14 protein-coding genes are annotated in these 19,643 nt (G+C 62.4%); 9 read left to right on the top strand and 5 right to left on the bottom strand.

Going from position 1 to position 19,643, the window contains the following annotated elements:
- The first annotated feature begins 82 nt into the window (after window positions 1-82).
- Complete coding sequence (locus FW796_RS18105; RefSeq protein WP_346635036.1) at window positions 83-604, top strand: SgcJ/EcaC family oxidoreductase; 522 nt, start codon at window positions 83-85, stop codon at window positions 602-604.
- A 46-nt stretch (window positions 605-650) separates the two neighbouring features.
- On the opposite strand, the gene FW796_RS18100 is transcribed toward FW796_RS18105, so the two are convergent.
- A complete protein-coding gene (locus FW796_RS18100; RefSeq protein ID WP_346635035.1) occupies window positions 651-1,652 on the bottom strand; it encodes an AraC family transcriptional regulator in 1,002 nt (333 codons plus the stop codon).
- Between the two features lie 249 nt (window positions 1,653-1,901).
- Here FW796_RS18100 and FW796_RS18095 point away from each other — a divergent pair, with 249 nt between their 5' ends.
- Entirely contained in the window at window positions 1,902-2,675 is a 774-nt protein-coding gene (locus FW796_RS18095) for an EAL domain-containing protein (protein ID WP_404937277.1), read from the top strand.
- A 36-nt stretch (window positions 2,676-2,711) separates the two neighbouring features.
- On the opposite strand, the gene FW796_RS18090 is transcribed toward FW796_RS18095, so the two are convergent.
- From FW796_RS18090 to FW796_RS18075, 4 genes are all read right to left on the bottom strand, one after another.
- A complete protein-coding gene (locus FW796_RS18090) occupies window positions 2,712-3,101 on the bottom strand; it encodes a hypothetical protein (protein ID WP_346635033.1) in 390 nt (129 codons plus the stop codon).
- Between the two features lie 58 nt (window positions 3,102-3,159).
- Window positions 3,160-3,417 (bottom strand): YceK/YidQ family lipoprotein, encoded by a 258-nt coding sequence (locus FW796_RS18085; RefSeq protein ID WP_346635032.1) that lies wholly within the window; start codon window positions 3,415-3,417, stop codon window positions 3,160-3,162.
- A 63-nt stretch (window positions 3,418-3,480) separates the two neighbouring features.
- Window positions 3,481-3,801: a YceK/YidQ family lipoprotein gene (locus tag FW796_RS18080; protein WP_346635031.1), complete on the bottom strand. Its 321-nt coding sequence runs from the start codon at window positions 3,799-3,801 to the stop codon at window positions 3,481-3,483.
- Between the two features lie 57 nt (window positions 3,802-3,858).
- Window positions 3,859-4,395: a DinB family protein gene (locus FW796_RS18075; RefSeq protein ID WP_346635030.1), complete on the bottom strand. Its 537-nt coding sequence runs from the start codon at window positions 4,393-4,395 to the stop codon at window positions 3,859-3,861.
- Window positions 4,396-4,642: 247 nt separating this feature from the next.
- Between FW796_RS18075 and FW796_RS18070 the strand changes: the two genes are divergently transcribed.
- The 7 genes from FW796_RS18070 (at window position 4,643) to FW796_RS18040 (ending at window position 19,641) form a co-directional block, all read left to right on the top strand.
- Window positions 4,643-5,917: a cystathionine gamma-synthase family protein gene (locus FW796_RS18070; RefSeq protein ID WP_346635029.1), complete on the top strand. Its 1,275-nt coding sequence runs from the start codon at window positions 4,643-4,645 to the stop codon at window positions 5,915-5,917.
- 152 nt (window positions 5,918-6,069) lie between these two features.
- Window positions 6,070-7,506, top strand: a complete 1,437-nt coding sequence (locus FW796_RS18065) for an amino acid permease (RefSeq protein WP_346635028.1) — start codon at window positions 6,070-6,072, stop codon at window positions 7,504-7,506.
- A gap of 41 nt (window positions 7,507-7,547) precedes the next feature.
- On the top strand, window positions 7,548-8,438 hold the full coding sequence (locus FW796_RS18060; protein WP_110652790.1) for a LysR substrate-binding domain-containing protein: 891 nt from the start codon (window positions 7,548-7,550) through the stop codon (window positions 8,436-8,438).
- 16 nt (window positions 8,439-8,454) lie between these two features.
- Window positions 8,455-9,831, top strand: a complete 1,377-nt coding sequence (gene thrC, locus FW796_RS18055; protein WP_346635027.1) for a threonine synthase — start codon at window positions 8,455-8,457, stop codon at window positions 9,829-9,831.
- A gap of 22 nt (window positions 9,832-9,853) precedes the next feature.
- Entirely contained in the window at window positions 9,854-10,291 is a 438-nt protein-coding gene (locus tag FW796_RS18050) for an Lrp/AsnC family transcriptional regulator (RefSeq protein ID WP_019095870.1), read from the top strand.
- Window positions 10,292-10,680: 389 nt separating this feature from the next.
- Complete coding sequence (locus FW796_RS18045) at window positions 10,681-10,818, top strand: hypothetical protein (RefSeq protein ID WP_346635026.1); 138 nt, start codon at window positions 10,681-10,683, stop codon at window positions 10,816-10,818.
- Window positions 10,819-10,845: 27 nt separating this feature from the next.
- Window positions 10,846-19,641: a hemagglutinin repeat-containing protein gene (locus tag FW796_RS18040; protein WP_446439704.1), complete on the top strand. Its 8,796-nt coding sequence runs from the start codon at window positions 10,846-10,848 to the stop codon at window positions 19,639-19,641.
- Window positions 19,642-19,643: the final 2 nt, after the last annotated feature.

The following is a 19,643-nucleotide window of genomic DNA, read 5'->3' as shown; positions in this document are numbered from 1 at the left end:
GGCCGATGGCTCCAGTTGGCCGATGGCGCGGGCGGCGGCCCTTGGCACAGTGTGGCTCATTGAAACCCACTGGAGTCTGCCAATGAAACTGAAAACCACCGCCCTGGCCCTGTTCTTCGTTCTGGGCGCCCCTCTGGCCCAGGCCCTGGAAGCCACCCCTTACGTGTACCGCACCGTGGCCGAGCAGCCGCAGAATGTGCAAGACCGGGAAATCGCCGGCTTGTTCGATCGCTGGAACAGCGCCCTGCAGACCGGCAATCCGCAAGCCGTGGTCGGCCTCTATGCGCCCAACGCGGTGCTGCAACCGACCGTCTCCAACCAGGTGCGCAGCACCCACGCGCAGATCCAGGACTACTTCGAGCATTTCCTGGCGTCCAAGCCGGTCGGTCAGATCAACTACCGCGAGATCCGTCACCTGAGCCCGGACGCGGCGATGGACAGCGGCGTCTACACCTTTACGCTGACCGCCGCTGACGGCAAGCAGCAGCAGGTCCAGGCTCGCTATACCTTCCTCTATGAGCGCCTCGACGGGCAGTGGAAGATCCTCAACCACCACTCTTCGGCCATGCCGCAAGTGCAGCCGCAGTTGCAGGCCAGCCACTGATTCATCCGCGTCACCTCTTGCGCCGAGCCTGTGCTCGGCGTTTGCCTTACTGCTCGCGGTAACGCCCGGGCGTCATGCCGAACCAGCGCATGCAGGCCTTGTGAAAACTGCTCTGGTCGCGAAAGCCCAGTAACGCCCCGATGTATTTGACGCTGCGCATGGAGTTGCGCAGGAAGCTGTGGGCCAGCATCAACCGGGCTTCATCCTGCAGGGCCGAAAAGTGCACGTCTTCATGGCCCAGGCGCCGTTGCAGGCTGCGGGTGCTGACGCCGACCCGCTCGGCGATGTGCGGCAGGTCGCTGGGGGCGCCCCGGGCCAGGCATTCCGAGAGGGCCCGGCGCACCCGGGCGGTCATCGAGCCGCTGAGCAGCACGTTGAGCCGGCTGCGGGCGTATTCCATGTGCAGCACATCCAGGGCCGGGTCGGCGGTGGGCAGGGCGATGGCGCAGTCCTGGTGGCTGAAGGTCAGGCTGTTGTGGGGGGCGGCGAATTGCAGGTTGTCCCCCAGCAGGCGCCGCAGGGCCCGGGTATCCGCAGGCTCGGGGTAGGTGAAGGCCGCAGCCAGTGGGCGGGGCTTGTGCTGGGGCAGCAGCCAGTGCAGCAGGCCCAGGGTCTGGGCCGTGCCGGCGTCGATCACGGCCCGGGGCATCAGCGAGGGCGCGGCGGTGACATCGAAACCTATCAGTTTCAGCGCCTGGGGATTGCGCTCCAGGCACATGCAGAAGCCATTGCTGATCAGCGCGTGATAGTCCACCAGGCGTTGCAGGGCCGCCCCCAGGGTTGCGCAGGACATCACTGCATACCCCAGCGCCTTGAGGTTGGCCGGATGGGCCTTGCTGTAGGCCAGCAGTCCGAGATCCGGATTGCCCGTGCGCCGGGTCGCCTCGCCCATGACTTGATAGACCAGTTCCAGCCTGACGCCCTTGGGGTTTTCATCAACGTCCTGGATGCTGCTGCCGAACTGTTTGAGCAGGGCATCGACATTGGCGCCGCCCTCTCTCATGACATCGGCAAGCACCCGAAAGCTGGCGCTGGTCATTCTGTGCATAGGTCTTCCTGAACTAATGGCTAAATGATATCGATGAGGCCTTTTGCATGATTGCAATAAACAAAAGGCCGCAGACGATTAAGCCGAGGCCAGGGTTTCCGAGGACAAGCGAAAGGTATCCGGGAACACTTCCTCAAGGGGCGAGGGAGGGTCGATCATGGTCGGGCAGGGACCCTTGAGTGACCACGACGGCCGGTTCGTCGGGTGCTGCTTGTCGGGGTGTGCCTTTGTCTTGCCTATGGATCTGTCATGCAAAGCAGCAAAGACTTTTATCGCGAACTGGCCGCAGGCCGTTTGATGCTGGCGTTCCAGCCGGTGGTATGGCTGCCGGACAGCAGCCGGGTGCTTTACCACGAAGGGCTGTTGCGCCAGGTCGATGCCCAGGGCGGGGATGCCTATCCCCTGGCGCTGCTGGAGAAACACCCGGTGATGCGCGAGCTGGACCGCAGCGTGGTGCTCTGTGTGATCGAGGGTCTGCAGCGTGACGAACGCCTGCGCCTGGGCTGCAACATCTCGGCCCGCAGCGCGATCATCGACAACTACTGGTCCACCATCATCGAGCTGTTGCAGGAGGCTCCTTCCGTGGCCGCGCGGCTGGTGATCGAGATCACCGAAAGCGCCACGCCGCCGAGCATCGAGGCCGCCAGCGAATTCGTCCTGTGCCTGCGGGCGTTGGGCTGCCGGGTGGCCATCGATGATTTCGGGGCGGGCCTGGGCACCCTGGAATTCATCCGCCAGACCCGGCCGGATATCGTCAAGATCGACAAGGGTTACATCCAGCGCGCCCGTGGCGAACTCAACAGCGCCCAGACCCTCAGCCACCTGGTGCAGCTGTGCAAGACTCTGGCGCCTTGCGTGATCATCGAAGGGGTCGAAACTGCTGCCGACCAGAGCCTGGCCACGGCCTGTGGTGGCGAGTGGGGGCAGGGCTATCTGTTCGGTCGCCCGCAGGTGGATCGCCTCGGCCGGCGCTGCTGTCTGGAGCAGCGGGTGGCGGAGCTTTGCGCGCCGGATCAGGCGTAGCGGTGCTTGGGCCAGGGGCCGGGGATGGCCGGCGGCTCAGTCGGGATGGGGGGTAATGGGTGGGGTGTTGGCCGTTGGATCCTGCACCTGCGCACCGAGGGGCAAGGCAGGCAGGTCTTCTTCGGGCACCGGCCGGCTCCTGACGTGCATGTCGCGCTTGGGCCGCTCCGGCTGGAACGCATCGTAGGGCAGCAGCACGGTGTCGAGCGTTGCGTCCAGGGGCAGGCTGACGATCATCAGGATCGGGCACACCACCGTCACCCAGCAGCCGCCGGTGAGTATGCGTCCATAGCCCATGTCGTAGCCGGTGAGCAGCTGCGCGTTGGTCCTGGTGCTGCGGTAATAGCGATCGTCGCGCCAGTCCATGCTGCCGCCGCGGGCCATGTAGGTGCCGCAGCCAGTCAGCAGCAGGGTGTTGAGCAACAACAGGTAGTTGATGATTCGGATGATCGGGATTCCATTCAGGTAGCGGTTGGGGCGGGGCTCAGGGCTTGCTCGCGTCGTAGGGCAGCAGCACGGTGTCGACGGCGGCGTCCAGGGGCAGGCTGGCGACCATCAGGATCGGACACACCACACTCACCCAGCAGATGCCGGTGAGCATGCCCGCGTAGCCCATGTCATAGCCGGTGAGTATCTGCGCGTTCATCGTCGTGCCGCGGTAATAGCGATCGTCACGCCAATCATGGCCGCTGCGCGCCATGTAGGTGCCGCAACCGTTCAGCAGCAGGGTGTTGAGCAGCAACAGGCAAGGGATGATTCGGATGATCAGGCTTCCACGCAGGGTTGAGACAGGGGGCGGCGCGGATCAGTGATTCATCGCGTCATAGGGCAGCAGCGCGGTGTCGGCCACGGCATCCACCGGCAGGCTGACAATGGCCACCACCGGGCAGACGATGCTGACCCAGCAGAAGACCGTGGCGTAGCCGTCGTAGCCACTGGAACCACGCATGGTCAGCAGCTCGATATTGGCCTGGGTGCCTTTGTAGTAGTCGTAGCCGGTATGGGCGTTGGGCGTGCGGGCGATCAGGGTGCCGCAGCCCGTCAGGGACAGCAGGGACAGCAGAAGTACAGCGTTGAGGGCTTTGATGATGCCATTCCTTAGCGAGCAGATTTTTGCCGCGCGCATCGTCGCAGAAGCCTGGGACGCACGCTAGATAGGCTCGAATAAATAATCGGCACCCGCTCAGATCGCTGATGGAATCAACAGCAGCAGATCGGTATCGCCGATGTCCACGCCGGCTTGGGTCAACAGGGTGCTGGCCTGGCCTCGGTGATGGGTCTGATGATTGAAAAAATGCACCAGCAGGGCATGGAAGTTGCGCTCGGCGACCACGCCCCGGGTGTTGGCGTAATGCAGGCTGCTGTCCAGGTCGGTCTCGCTCAGGGACTGGCTGAAATCGAGGATCAACTGGTCCAGCCATTGGCGCTGCTGCCAGAGCCCGCGCAGGTCACTGAACAGCAGGGTCTTGAGGTCCTGTGGCTGGGCCACCTGCTGCAGAGGGGCCAGTGCCGGATGCTGCGCAGGGTGCTGGGCAAAACGCTTGAGCCAGATCGTGTCACCGGCCAGCAGGTGATTGAGGGTGCCGAGGATCGAGCCGAAAAATGCCTGGCGGTCGAGCACGATCTGCCCCTCGGGCAGGCTCATGGCGGCGTTGTACAGCTTGGCGTTCATCCATTGGTTGTAGCGGGCCATCAGGTTCAGGTGTTCGGTGCGGTTCATGGCCGTTCCTTGTGGTGGTGTAGGGCGCTCGATCAGGCGGGCATCAGCTTCGCAAGGAGGATGGCCGGCGCGCAAGGGCGGTTTGAAAATGCCCGTGCGATGGGCGTTTTCCAGGCCTTCGAGGCATTAAAAAAAACGCCCCTTTGGCCCCGATAACATCGTTTCTCGGGGCTTGGGCTTTTCTCTATATTGGCCACCAGATCCAGCGCGGCAACAAGCCGCGCACCCTTTATGGTGAGCCGTTGCAATGAATAAAAAACCTGAACGCACAGGGCTGGAAAATCCCGGAACCGCCACCCGGGTGGTCTGGGGCGGAGAGCAGATCCGTCATCCCTACAACGCCACGCAAACGCCGATTATCGCCAGCGCCGCCTATGGCTATGACGACATCGACCAGTGGTACGACGTGGCCCTGGGCAAGGCTCCGGGCTTCATCTACAGCCGCATGAGCAACCCCACGGTGGAGACCCTGGAAGCCAAGCTGCGGGACCTGGAAAACGCCGAATCGGCGGTGGCCTTCAGCAGCGGCATGGCGGCCATCAGCGGCGTGCTCTACAGCTTTCTGCGCCACGGTCAGCGAGTGGTATCCACCAAGGACAGCTACGGTGGCACCAACAAGATCTTCGAAGAGTTCCTGCCGCGCATGGGCGTGGCCGTGACCCTCTGCGAAACCTTCGACCAGCAGCAGATCGAAGCCGAGATCGCCAAGGGCTGCGACCTGCTGTACCTGGAGACCCCGACCAACCCGACACTGAAGATCGTCGATATCCAGCGTCTGGTGAGCGCGGCGAAAAAGGTCGGCGCCCTGGTGGTGGCCGATAACACCTTTGCCACGCCGCTGAACCAGAACCCCCTGGCGCTGGGCGTGGATGTGGTGATTCACAGCGCCACCAAGTTCCTCAGCGGCCACGGCGATGTGCTCGGTGGCGTGGCCTGCGGCAGCGAAGCGCTGATGAGCCAGGTGCGTCACTACCGGGAAATTAATGGTGCCAGCCTCGATCCGTTTTCAGCCTACCTGATCATCCGCGGGATCAAGACCCTGGCCCTGCGCATGCGTCAGCAACAGCACAGCGCGGCGCAACTGGCGCAGTTCCTGCTCAACGAGCCGCTGGTGGAAGCGGTGAATTACCCAGGGTTGCCCAGCCACCCGAACCACGCCGTGGCCTGTGCGCAGATGCGCGGCTTTGGCGCCATCGTCAGCTTTGTCCTGGCGGGCGGCATGGACAGCGTCAAGCTGCTGTTGCCGCGCCTGCGCTATGCCCACTGCGCCGGCAACCTGGGGGCGGTGGAAACCATCTACGGCCCGGCCCGCACCACCAGCCATGTGGAGAACACCCTGGAAGAGCGCCAGGCCCTGGGCATCTCCGAAGGCCTGGTGCGGATCTCGGTGGGCATCGAAGACACCGATGACCTGCTGGCAGACCTGCAACAGGCCTTTGCCTGGCTGCGCCAATCCCTCAAGCAGAATGCGGCGCCCGGCGCCGTCCCTTCCCTGAATGCCCGGGCCGAGGTCGCCCACTGAAAGAGCGCGCAACACCCCCACAGCAAGGCAGCCCGTGGGGGCTTCATGAAGAGGAATAACAATAAAAACCTGGTGGCATCCGATTTGTTTTCTGCCCATTTCCACAGTCGCAGAAATTGAGACTTGCCCTGACAACTTTCATGAGAACCATCATGTCCCTACAAGAACAACAGACCGACTTGCGCGGCGGCTTCAAGCAAGAAATGCAGACCCGGCACATTGTCATGCTCGCCCTCGGCGGGGTGATCGGCACCGGGCTGTTCCTCACATCCGGCTACACGGTGAACCAGGCCGGCCCCCTGGGCGCGGTGATCGCCTATATCATCGGCGCGCTGATGGTGTACATGGTGATGATGTGCCTCGGCGAACTGGCGGTGCAGATGCCCGAGACCGGCTCCTTCAGCACCTACGCCACGCGCTTTCTCGGCCCCGGCACCGGCTACACCGTGGCCTGGCTGTACTGGCTGACCTGGACCGTGGCCATCGGCTCGGAATTCACCGCCGCCGGCATCCTCATGGCCCGCTGGTTCCCCGACACCCCGGTGTGGATTTGGAGCGCGCTGTTCGCCATGGTGGTGTTTTTGTCCAACGTGGTCTCGGTGCGGCTGTTCGCCGAGACCGAGTTCTGGCTGTCGCTGGTCAAGGTGATCACCGTGCTGGTGTTCCTGGCGGTGGGTGGCGGGGCGATCCTGGGCCTGTTGAACATCGATCAGGCCCACAGCATCGGCTTGAGCAACTTCACTCGTGAGGGGCTGTTCCCCACCGGTTTCATGCCGATTGCCATGACCCTGCTGGCGGTGTCCTTCGCCTTCTCCGGCACTGAACTGATCGGCATTGCCGCCGGCGAAACCCGCGACCCGCAACGCAACGTGCCACGGGCGATCCGCACCACGGTGCTGCGCCTGGCGATCTTCTTTGTCGGCACCATCTTCGTCCTCGCCACCCTGTTGCCCCGGGAGCAGGCCGGCCTGGTGGAAAGCCCGTTCGTCACGGTGTTCACCTACATCGGTATTCCGTACTCGGCGGACATCATGAACTTCGTGATCATCAGCGCGCTGCTGTCCGCCGCCAACTCCGGGTTGTACGCCGCCTCGCGGATGCTCTGGACCCTGAGTGACCAGGGCCATCTGCCCAAGCAGTTCTCGGCCCTGACCCGCATGGGCACGCCGCTCAACGCGATCATCGTGAGCATGGCCGGCGGTGCGGCCTCTCTGCTCAGCAGTGTGTTCGCCCCGGACACCATCTACCTGGCCCTGGTGTCGATTTCCGGGCTGGCGGTGGTGGTGGTGTGGATGAGCATCGCCGCCAGCCAGATCGCCTTTCGCCGTCACTATGTGGCCAACGGCGGCGATGTTCGCGAGCTCAAGTTCCGTGTCCGCGGCTATCCCTGGGTGCCGCTGGGGGCGTTGTTCTGCTGCGCCCTGGCTTGTGTCGGCATCGGTTTTGATCCCGAGCAGCGGGTGGCCCTGTACTTCGGTCTGCCCTTCATCGCCTGGTGCTACTTCGTGTATTACATTACCCGCAGTAGCCGCCAGCGGCGCCTGGCCCTGGCACCTCTGGCACGCTCGTCCGATGCCTTGCAAGGCTGAAGGACGGGAGCGGTATCCAGGGTGTCCATGAGAGCCAGGCCATGAAGCAGAAAAGCTTGCCCCCGCTGAACTGGTTGCGCGCCTTCGAAGTGTCCGCCCGTTGCCTGAACTTCACCCACGCCGCCGAGGAACTGTTCCTCACCCAGGGCGCGGTGAGCCAGCAGATCCGCCAACTGGAAAGCCACCTCGGGGTGGCGCTGTTCAAGCGCCTGCCCCGGGGCCTGGACCTGACCGAGGAGGGGCGCTCCTACCTGCCGGTGGTGCAGGACGCCATCACCCGGCTGGCGGTGGGCACCAACGAAATCTTCGGCCAGCACCAGCACCGGCCGATCAAGGTCCGCGGCAGCCTGGCGTTCTTCGTCCACTGGCTGGCCCCCAAGCTGGTGACCTTCCAGCAGGCCCAGCCCCAGGTGGACCTTCGCTACATCAGCAATATCTGGGTCAAGGAACTGGACGGCGAGGACGACATGGAGATCCGCTGGGGCCGCGGGCACTGGCCGGGGCTGGTGGCCCAGCGCCTGACCTGGGACAGCCTGTTCCCGGTCTGCGCCCCGGCCTTGCTGGCGCGTTTGCCACTGCAGGTGCCGGACGATCTGGCCCGGCATCAACTGCTGCATGTACTGGGCTATGAGGAGGGCTGGGGCTACTGGCTCAAGCGCGCCGGCGCCAGTGGCGTGGACTCGTCCCGGGGCATGCAGTTCGACACCCTGATCTCGACCTTGCGCATGGCCGAGCTGGGCCAGGGCGTGGCCCTGGCCCGTTCCTCGATGGTCGCTGAAATGCTTGCTGACGGGCGTCTGGTGGAACCCTTCGAGCAACGCATCGAGGCCAGCGAGTCCTTTTATCTGGTGCGCGGCGCCGACGCCGAGCAACACCCCGATGCGCTGAAGTTTTCCACCTGGCTGGTGGAGCAGGCCCATCGCTACAAATGACTGGCCGGAGCCAAGCATGCGTTATGTGAGTACCCGCAGTGCCACCGAACAGGTGGATTTCGCAACCGTGGTCCTGTCCGGCGTGGCGGCCGACGGCGGGCTTTATGTGCCGCAGCAGTTGCCCAGTTTCAGCCCCCAGGAAATCGCCAACTGGTCGACCCTGGATTACCCCGAACTGGCCTTTCGCGTGCTCAGCCCCTTTGTTGGCGACAGCCTGCCCGAGGCGGACTTCAAGGGGCTGCTTCGGCAGGCCTACAGCGGTTTTGGCCATCGTGCGGTGGCGCCGCTGCGCCAGATCGATCGCAATGAGTGGCTGCTGGAGCTGTTTCATGGCCCCAGTGGTTCGGCCAAGGACTTTGCCGCACGCCTGCAGGCCCAACTGGTGAGCTACTTTCTCCAGCGCCGGCAGCGGCGTGGGGTGCTGGTGGGGGCCACCAATGGTGACACCGGGCTGGCGGCCATCGAGGCCTTCAAGGACTGCCCGCAGACGCGACTGCTGGTGTTCTATCCGCAGCACGGGGTGCCCGAGCAGCAAGGGCGGCAGTTGCAGGCGGCGCACCAGCCGGGCCTGTGGCGCTTCGCCGTGGAGGGCAGCTTCGATGACTGCCAGACCCTGGTCAGCCGCTTGCTGCGTCAGTGGCCGTTGGCCGCGCACGAGGTGATCGGCTTCAACTCCAGCAATTGGGTCGGGGTCATGGCCCAGTTGGTGCTGTATTTCCACGCCGTGCTGCAACTGGGCGGAGGCCAGCGGCCCATCGGCTTCAGTGTTCCGGCGGCCAGTTTCGCCGAGGTCTATGCTGGCTACATCGTGCAGAAAATGGGCCTGCCCATCACTCAGATGATCGTGGCCACCAACCGCAATGACGCCCTGCACCAACTGTTCCTGAAGAACCAGTATTCCCGGGGGCAGGCCAGCCAGAGCCTGTCGCCGGCCATGGACCTGTCGCTGTTCGCCAACCTGGAGCGCCTGGTCTGGGAGCTGTATGGCCAGAACCCGGACGCGGTGGCGGTGCTGATGCAGGGCTTCGAGGACAGCGGCGAGATGACCCTGGATAACGAGGCCTGGCTGCAGGCGCGGATGATCATCGACTCCTATTCGGTCAGCGACGAAGAGACCGGCAAGGAGATCGTCAGCCTGTATCGGGACACCGGCTACGTCATTGACCCCCATGCCGCCACCGGGGTTCTGGCGGCACGCCTGTACCGCCGCAGCCTGGTGGCGCCGATGGTCACCCTGGGGGAGATTGCACCGGCCAAGTCGGCGCGCCTGCTGAGCTCGCTGGGCCTCCCCGGGTTGCCGCAAGAGCCGGTGGCACAGCCTTCGACGCTGCAGTGGCAGACGCTGGCCGCGGATGACTTTGGCGCGCTGCTGCACTGCCTGGAGTCCTGGTGATGGGCCGGTGCAAGGTGAGCCCATGAAGCGGATTCTTGATCCTCTGGACGAGCGCATCCTGGCCGAACTGACCCTCAACGCCCGGGCCGCCCACGCCGAGCTGGCGGCCAAGGTCAACCTGTCGCGCAATGCCGTGCGCCAGCGTATCGAGCGCCTGGAACGGGACGGGGCGATCCAGGGCTACACCATTCGCGTGGGGGAGGGGCGGGGCGCGGACACCCGGATCAATGCGCTGATCTTCGTCTACCGCTACGACCGCATGCGCGGCGCCGAAGTGCTGCAGGCCTTGCGTGCCATGCCGGAGATCGTCCAGTGCGAAGTGCTCAGCGGCGAGTTCGATGTACTGGTGCGGGTCAGCGCCGCCACGGCGGAGCGGGTGCATCGGGTGTGGAATGACATCGCCGCCTTGCCCGGGGTGGAAAACACCGTCACGTCCTTTGTCCTGTCCTCGGTGAGTTAGGGGCTGTCTGCCTGCTTGAAAAAGCCAACCAGTGTTGGCTTTTTTGCTTTTTTGGCGCCGCGGAATGTGCCCGTTCATGCCTCATGAACAGGTGTTGGGCGGTACGCCTTGAAATGGTTTCGGTGGAAATCTGCGCGGGTAGCCGATGGCTCGAAGAAACGCCTCTGGCGGATCAACAGTCCGCTACCAAGAAACCTTTCCTGAAAATTCAGAAGTGTCTGATGTGTCGGTTATTGGGGTTAATCCAGTATCGGCACCCACTGCAAGGCCCGTATTCCGGGGGTATACGCCGTTTGCTGGGGTGCTCGGCGCTTGTTTGACGCCAGGATAGTGGCACATTAATATCGCCGCCCTGTATTGACCCTTGCTGCCCTTTCGAAGGACCGAATATGCCTATCTCCGCCCTCGGGATGAGGTTGTGCTGTGCCTTGTCTTGCCTGCTGCTGGCCGGCCCCGTGCACATGGCGATTGCCGCTCCCTTGCCCGCACCGACCTTCAACCCCGGCGACCAGGATCTGATCCTCTAATTCCGCTTTTTGCCTGAGATATTCGACATGGACGTTCGTCAGTTTGCCTTTCTGGCCCGCCAGCCTTCGGCTGCCCTGCAATCCCGTGAGTCCTTTTTGGGCCTGCCGAAACGCGGACTGGCGTTCATCCTGGCCAACGTGATGTTCTGGCAGCCGCTGGTGGTGATGGCCGACGGCATCGTGGTCAACGGCAGCGGCACCAGTCTCGGTCAGGCCGGCAATGGCGTGCCCATCGTCAACATCGCCGCCCCCAATGGCGGTGGCTTGTCCCATAACCAGTTCAGCGACTACAACGTCGGCCAGCAGGGCGTGATCCTCAACAACGCCATCAACCGTACCCAGGAAACCCAACTCGGCGGGATCATCCTCGGCAACCCCAACCTGGGTGGCCGCGCGGCCAATGTGATCCTCAACGAAGTCAACGGCGGCAGCCCCAGCCAGCTCAAGGGCTACACCGAAGTGGCCGGGCAATCGGCCCATGTCATCGTTGCCAACCCCTATGGCGTGAGCTGCAACGGCTGCGGCTTTATCAACACCCCGAAAGCCACCCTGACCACCGGCAAGCCGGTGATCGAGAACGGTCAGATCCAGCGTTATCAGGTGGACCAGGGCAGCGTGTCCATCGAGGGCGCGGGCCTCAACGCTGGCAATATCGACCAGTTCGAAATCATCACCCGTAGCGCGAAAATCAACGCCGAGATCCAGGCCAAGCACCTGGCGGTGATCGCCGGGGCCAATGACGTCGACGCCAAGACCTTGAACGCCACGGCCCGCGCCGCCAACCCAGCGGATGCGCCGCAACTGGCCATCGACTCTTCGGCTCTGGGCGGCATGTACGCCGGGGCCATCAAGCTGGTGGGCACTGAAGCTGGGGTCGGGGTGAAGCTGGCAGGTGATATGGCCACCAGCGGTGGTGACCTGCAAATCGATGCCAACGGCAAGCTGACCCTGACTCGTGCTCAAGCCCAGGGCGACGTGCAACTCAAGGCGCAAGCGGTGCAACTGACCGAGTCGGTGTATGCGGACCGGAACGCCAAAGTGGTTGCCGCTGAAAAACTGACAGTGGACAAAAACCTGACCGCGGGCGGCAACCTGCACCTCGAAGGCCAGCAGGTGGTCAGTCGCGGTCAGCTCAATGCGGGGCTTCAGCGGCAAGAGGGTATCGAGACCATCAACCCCACCAGCCATCTGCAGCTTCAGGGTGGCAGTCTGACCAACACGGGCAGTATCAACGCCCGGGGCAGTCTCACGACTGATCTTGAGCGCCTGGATAACCAGGGCGCGGAACTGGTGGCAGCGGGCGAGCTGAGCCTCAAGGCCGGTCGTGTCGATAACCGTGGCGGTCAGTTGATTGGCCAGCAAGCCCTGAAGGTTGAGGGTGACAGTCTGGATAATCGTGGCGGGACCCTGGCCGCCGAGCAGTCACTCAAGGTGGCGTTCGACAGCCTGGACAACCGCGATCAGGGGCTGATTCTCAGCAAAAGCGCAGACTTGACCCTGAATGCCGGCAGCCTGGATAACCGCCAGGGCACCCTGCAAGCCAACCAGGGCGAGCTCAAGGCCAGGGTCAAGCAGGTCCTCGACAACGGCGGCGGCAAGATCCTCACGGGTGCCGGCAAACTGAGCCTGGAAGCCGATGAACTGCGCAACCAGCAAGGACGACTGAACGCCCAGACTGGCAAGCTTGAAGTCAAGAGCGCGACCTTCGACAACTCTCAGGGGCAGGCCCGCGGGGCGGCAGTCGAGATCAGCAGCAGCTCCCGTCTGATCAATGATCAGGGGCATGTACTGTCCACCGCAGGCGATTTGCAACTCAAGGGCGGCGAGGTGCACAACAACGAGGGCGAGATCGCCAGCCAGAAGCACCTGCAACTCTCCGTCGACAGTCTGCAGAACCAGAAGGGCAGCCTCAGCGCCGAAACCATCGGGCTGGCACTTTCCGGCAAGCTGGACAACGACGCAGGGCTGATCGAGTCCCGGGAAAGCCTCGCGGTGGAAGCCGGTTCGGTGAGCAATGCCAAGGGCCGTTTGCGGGCCTTGGGCGAGCAGGGCGAGAGCCGCTTCAGCATCGGTGGCCGTTTCGATAACGACCAGGGCCTGGTGGAGATCGGCAACCAGCGGTTGCTGCTGAGCAGCGGGGGCCTGAGCAACCAGCAAGGGTTGGTGCGCCACCTGGGGCAACAAGGCTTCGCGTTGTCCCTGGCGGACACCGGCAATGCCGGCGGCAGTTTCATCACCAACAGCCGGCTGGATCTGGACCTGGCGGACTGGAGCAATACCAGTCAGATCCAGGCACAAAAGCTCGGCTTGAAGGTCGGGACCTTCACCCAGACCCGCACTGGCAAGCTGATTTCAGTGGAGGGCGTCGAAGCCAGTGGTAACCACTGGATCAACGACGGCGGCCTGGAAACCGACGGCGACCTGAAGCTGATGCTCAGTGGCTCCTACCAAGGCAACGGCATTCTCAAGAGCCAGGGTCGCATGACCTTTGCCGCCGCCCGCGCCGACCTTGGCCAGAAGGCCGAGGTGCGCAGTGGCGGTGTGGCCGATTTCACCTTGGGCAGTCACCTGCAGAACCTCGGCACGCTCACGGCTGCCGGAGACCTGCAACTCAAGGTCGACAGCCTGACCAACCTGGGCACTCTGGGGGCGGGGAATGCCCTGCATATTGAAACCCCGACCCTGGTCAACCAGGGCGGGCTGATCTTCAGCGGCGCCGACATGCAGTTGGAAACCAGCAGCCTGACCAACGATAAGGGCGACATCTATAGCCTCGGCCGCCTGGACGTCAATGCACCCGGGCAGCAGCCTGCCAGCCTGATCGAAAACATTTCCGGCACCCTCGAAAGCGCTCATGGCATGCAGTTGCTGGCCAACCGTCTTATCAACCGCAAGGAAAAGTTCGCCTTTCTTCCGGCCCTGACCTCCGGGCGTATCAACCTGGGCTTCACCGACAACTGCAAGGGCAAGCACTGCGAGGCTTACTACTCGGTGACCGAGGTCTATGGCACGAAGATCACCGAAGACTCATCGCGCGGCAACCTGATTTCCGGTGCCGAACTGACCTTCAAGGGCGACAGCTTCGAGAACCAGTTCAGCACCGTCTCCGCCGCCGGCGATATCAGTTTGCAAAGCAACAGCCTGAAGAACATCGGTGCCGGTGGGGGCGAGATCCGCAATTACGCTTACTCGATCTACACCAAGGACGAAGGCGCCTACTACACCTTCGTCAACAACATTGGGCGCTACAACGCCTACAACGACCCCAACTCTGCCAGTTACAACCCTACGGCGATGCCGCTGGGAGCGATTGCGCTCGGTAGCCTGAGCGGCTTCAGCAAGGTCGAGACCACCGGCAGTGGCGAAGTCGCCGCGGCAGTCATCCAGGGCGCCGGCAAGGTGCACATCACCGGCACCCAACTGCTGGAAAACAGCGTGATTCGTCCGGGTGAAGCCGTGGCCGCCAGTGCCAGCCGGGTCGGCATGACAGCTGTGGAGAGCAGCACCCAGGCCCTGCCGCAGTTGAACCTGCAAGCCGCTCCGGACCTGCAGCAACAAGCGGTCAACCCTCTGGCCTTGCCCAGTTTCAGCTTGCCGCAAGGTGACAGCGGCCTGTTCAGAGTCAGCCGCAACCCGCAACACAAATACCTGATCGAAACCAACCCGGCGTTCGCCAACCTCAAGCAGTTCATCAGTTCTGACTACCTGCTCAACCGCATTGGCTTCAACAGCGACCAGGCCCAGCGCCGCCTGGGCGACGGGCTCTATGAGCAACGGCTGATCCGCGAAGCGGTGATTGCCCGCACCGGCCAGCGTTTTATTGCCGGGCTGGACAGCGACGAAGCGATGTTCCGCTACCTGATGGACAACGCGATCGCCAGCAAGACCGCCCTTGATCTGTCACCCGGTATAGCCCTGACCTCAGCCCAGGTCGCGGCCCTGACCCACGACATCGTCTGGATGCAGGAACAGGAGGTCAACGGCGAGAAGGTCCTGGTACCGGTGCTGTACATGGCCCAGGCCAACAACCGCCTGGCGCCCAACGGAGCACTGATTCAGGGGCGCGACGTGAACCTGATCTCCGGCGGCGCCCTGGCCAACCAGGGCACCCTTCGCGCCAGTGCACAACTGCAAGCCAGCGCCCAGAACATCGACAACAGCGGCCTGATGGACGCCAACGAACGCCTGTCGCTGCTGGCCACCCAAAGCATCCGCAATGCCCGGGGCGGGATTCTCAAAGGCCAGGACGTCAGCCTGGTAGCGACCCAGGGCGACGTCATCAACGAACGCTCGAAAGTCAGCCAGGACACCCGTTATGGCGGCGGGGCCCAGCACAACGACTACCTCAACAACGCGGCTCGGGTCGAGGCGGACAACAGCCTGAATATCGACGCCGGACGGGATATCCGTAACAGCGGCAGCGTGCTCCAGGCCGGGGGGGATGCGCGTCTCAAGGCGGGGCGTGATCTGGCGCTGGTGGCCACCGAGCAAGTGAACAGCAGCAGCGGACGCCACAAGAAGACCAACTGGAGCCAGAGCCAGACCACCCAGTACGGCAGTGAAGTGCAGGTCGGTGGCAATCTTTCCGCCACGGCCGGCCAGGATCTGCAGATGGTGGCCAGCAAGGTCGCTGCCCAGGGCAACCTGGCATTGGCAGCGGCGCGTGACGTATCCATCGAAGCTGCGGCCAATGAGAGCCACCGCGCGTCGAAGAGCAAGAAGGTCACCAGCAGTAACGATCAGGTACGTCAGCAGGCGTCTTCGGTGACCGCTGGCGGCGATCTGTCGATCAAGGCGGGTCAGGACCTGACCTTGGTGGCCAGCCAGGTGAAGGGCGAGCAAAACGTCGCGTTGGATGCCACTCGCGACCTTAGCCTGCTGTCCGCCAAGGACGAGAGCGCCTCTTTCTACTCGAAGAAGAGCAAAGGCTCCTTCGGGCGTAGCAGCAGTAAGCAACAGGAGAGCTACCACAGCACCAACATCGCCTCTGTGGTCGAGGCCGGGAAAGACCTGACCCTCAACACCAGCAAGAAAGCCGATGGCGGCATGAGCATCAACGGTGGCCGCGACGTCACGCTGATCGGCAGCCAGCTCAAGGCTGGCGCAGACCTGATGGTGGGCGCTACCGGCGATGTGGCGATCCTCTCCGGTGTCGAGGAGCACGGCTCCTACAGCAAGAAGACCAAGTCCGGCTTCCTCGGCCTGTCGAAGAGCGGCAAGAGCCAGTTGCAAACCACCGCGACCCAGGTCGGCAGCGAGCTGAGCGCTGGCAACGATGTGGTGCTGGCCGCAGGCAACGATATCCGCCTGCGGGCCAGTGAAGCCGTGGCCGGCAACGATGTGGAACTGCGTGCCGGGCTGGTCAAGGACAGCGGTGACATCAATCTGGTTTCGGCCAATGACACGGCCTACAGCCGCAGCGAGCAGTACAAGAAAAAGGTCGGGCTTTCCTCCTCCGGGGCCAGCGTCTCCTTTGCTTCGGCCAAGGAGTCCGGGCGCCAGGCGCAAAGCAGCACCAGCGTGGGCAGCCAGGTGCTGGCCGACCGCGATGCGAGCCTGAAGGCCGAGCGTGACATCAATGTGGTGGGCAGCGGCATCAGCGCCGGGCGCAATGTCAGCCTCGACGCCGGACGCGATGTGAATGTGCTGGCGGCACAGAACAGCTCGGCGGAGCAGGACTGGAAGAAGAGCAAGCAAGTCGGCGTGGGCGTCAGCAGCGACGACAACGGTGTCAGCCTCTTCGCTGGTGCCGAGCGCAACAAGGAGAAGAATCGCGTCGAAACCCAGACCGCCGCCGCCAGCCAAATCAGCGCTGGTGCAGACCTGTCGGTCAACGCCAAGCGCGACATCAATCAGGTGGGTTCCGACCTTCGGGCCGATCACGACATCAATCTGGTGGCCGGCCGCGACATCAAGATCGACGCCACCCGGGAAGTGCGGGTGACCGAGCAGCAGCGTGAAAGCGAGCGCAATGGCCTGGGTGTCACCCTTAACCACAACTATGGCAAGACCAAGGACGCGGTCAATGGTGCCGGCGACGGTGAAAACAACACCAGCAAAGCCTCCAGCACCCTCAAGGCCATCGACTCGGTCAGCCAGTTCCTCGCCGGGCCGACCGCTGACGTCAAGCTTGGCAACAGCAAGCAAAGCAGCAGCCAGGAGATCATCGAGCAGAGCAATCGCTCCTCAACCCTGCACGCCGGCAACGACCTGAATCTCACGGCCAACAACGACGTGACCGTCAAGGGCAGCCAGCTGGGTGCCGGGCGCGACATCAACATCAAAGGGCGCGACGTCACCCTGGATGTGGCCAAAGGCAGCATCAGCGAGGAAACCCGCAACACCGAGATGTGGGGCGGCATCCATGGCGGCACCAGTGGCGGCTTCAAGATCGGCGTCGGCGGCAGCTTCGGCACCGCCAGCACCGAGAGCAGCCAAGGTTCCTCCACCGCCACCCAACTGGATGCCGGGCGCGACATCAACCTCAAGGCCAGCAACGACCTGAACCTGATCGGGACCCAGGCCCAGGCCGGACGCAACATCGACCTGGATGCCGGCAACGACCTGAACATCCGCGCCGCGCAGAACGACCACAGCAGCGAGAACAACCGCAACAGTGGTGGTGGGGAGATGGGCTTCACCTTTGGTTCAGAAGGCGTGGGCGTCTACGCCAGCGTCAGCATGGGCAAAGGCAATCTGGAGCGTGAAGGCGAGCGCCAGCAAGAGGCTTATCTCTATGCCGGGGACCGTCTGGGCTTCACCAGTGGCAAGGACACCAACATTTCTGGTGCCAACCTGCGTGGTGATGAAGTGATCGGGCGTGTCGGGGGAGACCTGAACGTTGCTTCGGTCGCCGACACCGGCAAGGTCAAGGGCAAGGAATTCGACATCAGCGTCACCGCCACCTTTGGTCCTGCTCCGGGGCTCAGTGGCTCGGTCGGTTATGGCCAGACCACCGGCAAGGCCGACTGGGTTGAAGAGCAAACCCGCATCACTGGCAAGAACAAGGTCGATATCCGCACCGAAAACCACACCCAAATCGACGGTGCGCTGATCGCTGCTGACAACGGCAACCTCAAGCTGGACACCGGCACCCTGGGCTTCAGCGATATCGCCGGCAAGGACAAGGAACACGGCTATTACCTGAACGTGGGCGGCACCTACAGCTCCGGTAGTGGCACCACACAAGACAGCAGCCAGGTGGGTAAAGGCAAGGAAGGTGAAACCGGCTGGAGCGTCAGCGGCTGGGACTACCAGAAGGACCGCGAGCAGATCGTCCGCGCCACCGTCGGGGCGGGCGAGATCGTGGTGCGCAAGGATGCTGAAACCGGGGCCGATTCAACGGCCGGGCTGAACCGGGATGTGAGCAAGGCGTATGAGATCACCAAGGATGAGGAGACGCGTACGGATTTGTATGCGAGCAGTTCTTCCCTTGGCGCTGTGGCGAGTCCGAAGAAGACGTATGAGCAGTGGAAGAAGAATGTTGAGTTGTATGGGGAGAACAGTCGAGACGCGATCTTAAAGCTCGACGAGCTTATGGCCAGTATGGTCGTGCTGCTGACAGCGGGAAGTGATATCGAGTTTGCATCCAGGCATGTGAATAACGTGCTGGTGATCCGTGAAAACGCTCGAAAACTCGTCAGCAAGGATGAGAACAAACGTGCGGAGGGTATGGATTATCTGATCCGGGCGAAAGTCGGCGAAGCGAATGGAGAGCGCGCGCAACTTCTTATCGCTCGAATGAAGGATATCGCCCGCGAGAGCCCGGAAAAGTCACTTGAGCTGGCAGAAATGTTGGCCAGTTTGAAGAACCCTTCAAATGGATCGCTAAATCTCGCTGCTGCTCCTGCCGCAGGAATGATGGGGGCCTTAGCGTTTGCGCTGGCCTACTCAGTAGCGACGCCTCAGGTTCAAGAAAATATGCGTGACGCAGTCGGCTCGGTAGCGTCGCCCGAGACTCAAGAAAATATGCGTAACACAGCCAACTCGGTTGTTGAGAGCGCTAAAAAAGCAGGTGGTGCTGCAAAGGAAGAGGTGCAGAAGCAGCTAAAAATTTCAATCGGCCTTTGGGAGTTTATAACCCTCACTGCGTTTCCAATTCACCTGCTTGATGATGAAAACCGAAAGCTGGTCAATCCGATTGTTGATACGTCAGGAGGGAATCCCGCCAGCGGGGGCTACGCTGAAGGGGGTGGAGTTATCACTACGCCTCATACTGGCGGTACTCAGCTGGATGGAGTGCAGAAGGATGGTGCCTATGTAACTCCGGAGCACAAGCTGAATCCGGGAGTGATGTATAGTGAGGACGGAACGGCCCAAGATGCAGCGAATCTTGCTGCTGCAAGATTTAGAACTGATGATATTGTTGGAGTGCCCGTTACTAAGTCATCAAACCCTCTAAGTCCTGTTTTGGAGTTTGATGCAAAAGGTAATGAAATAATGTATCGAGTAATGTCTGAGGCGGATTTCGCAAAGATGCAACGTACAGGGCTTATACCTGGCACAGGTGAAACATCTATTTCGCCAAACAAGGACTATGTTGGAAAATATAATGGAGTGTTGGTAAGGATTACTACAAAACCAGGCACGTCTGCGAAGCTTCAAGAAATTGGGGTTTCCGCAAACTCTCCAACGACAAACCAGTTTCCAAGTATGTCGACCCAAACGGGGAAGTGGAACCAAACAAATGCTCGCTTTAAAGTGGAGGCGACTGGAGAGGCTCATGTAAGCGGCGGTGCCGGAGTATTGAATACTCAGCTGGGAAAGGGGGTTGCATTAGATATTTTTAATAAAAATATTCTTCGTGTTGAAACATTGCGTTAGGT

Source organism: Pseudomonas sp. 910_21, from assembly GCF_052850735.1.
Note: the sequence above shows the minus strand (reverse complement) of the source record. Positions and strands in the feature narration are given on the sequence as shown.

What these genes read in the sequence shown, in the direction of transcription:
- FW796_RS18075 (WP_346635030.1), bottom strand. Translation starts at nt 4,395, where the DNA reads ATGAACCGCACCGAACACCTGAACCTGATGGCCCGCTACAACCAATGG.
- thrC (WP_346635027.1), top strand. Translation starts at nt 8,455, where the DNA reads ATGCGTTATGTGAGTACCCGCAGTGCCACCGAACAGGTGGATTTCGCA.
- FW796_RS18105 (WP_346635036.1), top strand. Translation starts at nt 83, where the DNA reads ATGAAACTGAAAACCACCGCCCTGGCCCTGTTCTTCGTTCTGGGCGCC.
- FW796_RS18080 (WP_346635031.1), bottom strand. Translation starts at nt 3,801, where the DNA reads ATGCGCGCGGCAAAAATCTGCTCGCTAAGGAATGGCATCATCAAAGCC.
- FW796_RS18040 (WP_446439704.1), top strand. Translation starts at nt 10,846, where the DNA reads ATGGACGTTCGTCAGTTTGCCTTTCTGGCCCGCCAGCCTTCGGCTGCC.
- FW796_RS18100 (WP_346635035.1), bottom strand. Translation starts at nt 1,652, where the DNA reads ATGCACAGAATGACCAGCGCCAGCTTTCGGGTGCTTGCCGATGTCATG.
- FW796_RS18065 (WP_346635028.1), top strand. Translation starts at nt 6,070, where the DNA reads ATGTCCCTACAAGAACAACAGACCGACTTGCGCGGCGGCTTCAAGCAA.
- FW796_RS18045 (WP_346635026.1), top strand. Translation starts at nt 10,681, where the DNA reads ATGCCTATCTCCGCCCTCGGGATGAGGTTGTGCTGTGCCTTGTCTTGC.
- FW796_RS18060 (WP_110652790.1), top strand. Translation starts at nt 7,548, where the DNA reads ATGAAGCAGAAAAGCTTGCCCCCGCTGAACTGGTTGCGCGCCTTCGAA.
- FW796_RS18070 (WP_346635029.1), top strand. Translation starts at nt 4,643, where the DNA reads ATGAATAAAAAACCTGAACGCACAGGGCTGGAAAATCCCGGAACCGCC.
- FW796_RS18095 (WP_404937277.1), top strand. Translation starts at nt 1,902, where the DNA reads ATGCAAAGCAGCAAAGACTTTTATCGCGAACTGGCCGCAGGCCGTTTG.
- FW796_RS18050 (WP_019095870.1), top strand. Translation starts at nt 9,854, where the DNA reads ATGAAGCGGATTCTTGATCCTCTGGACGAGCGCATCCTGGCCGAACTG.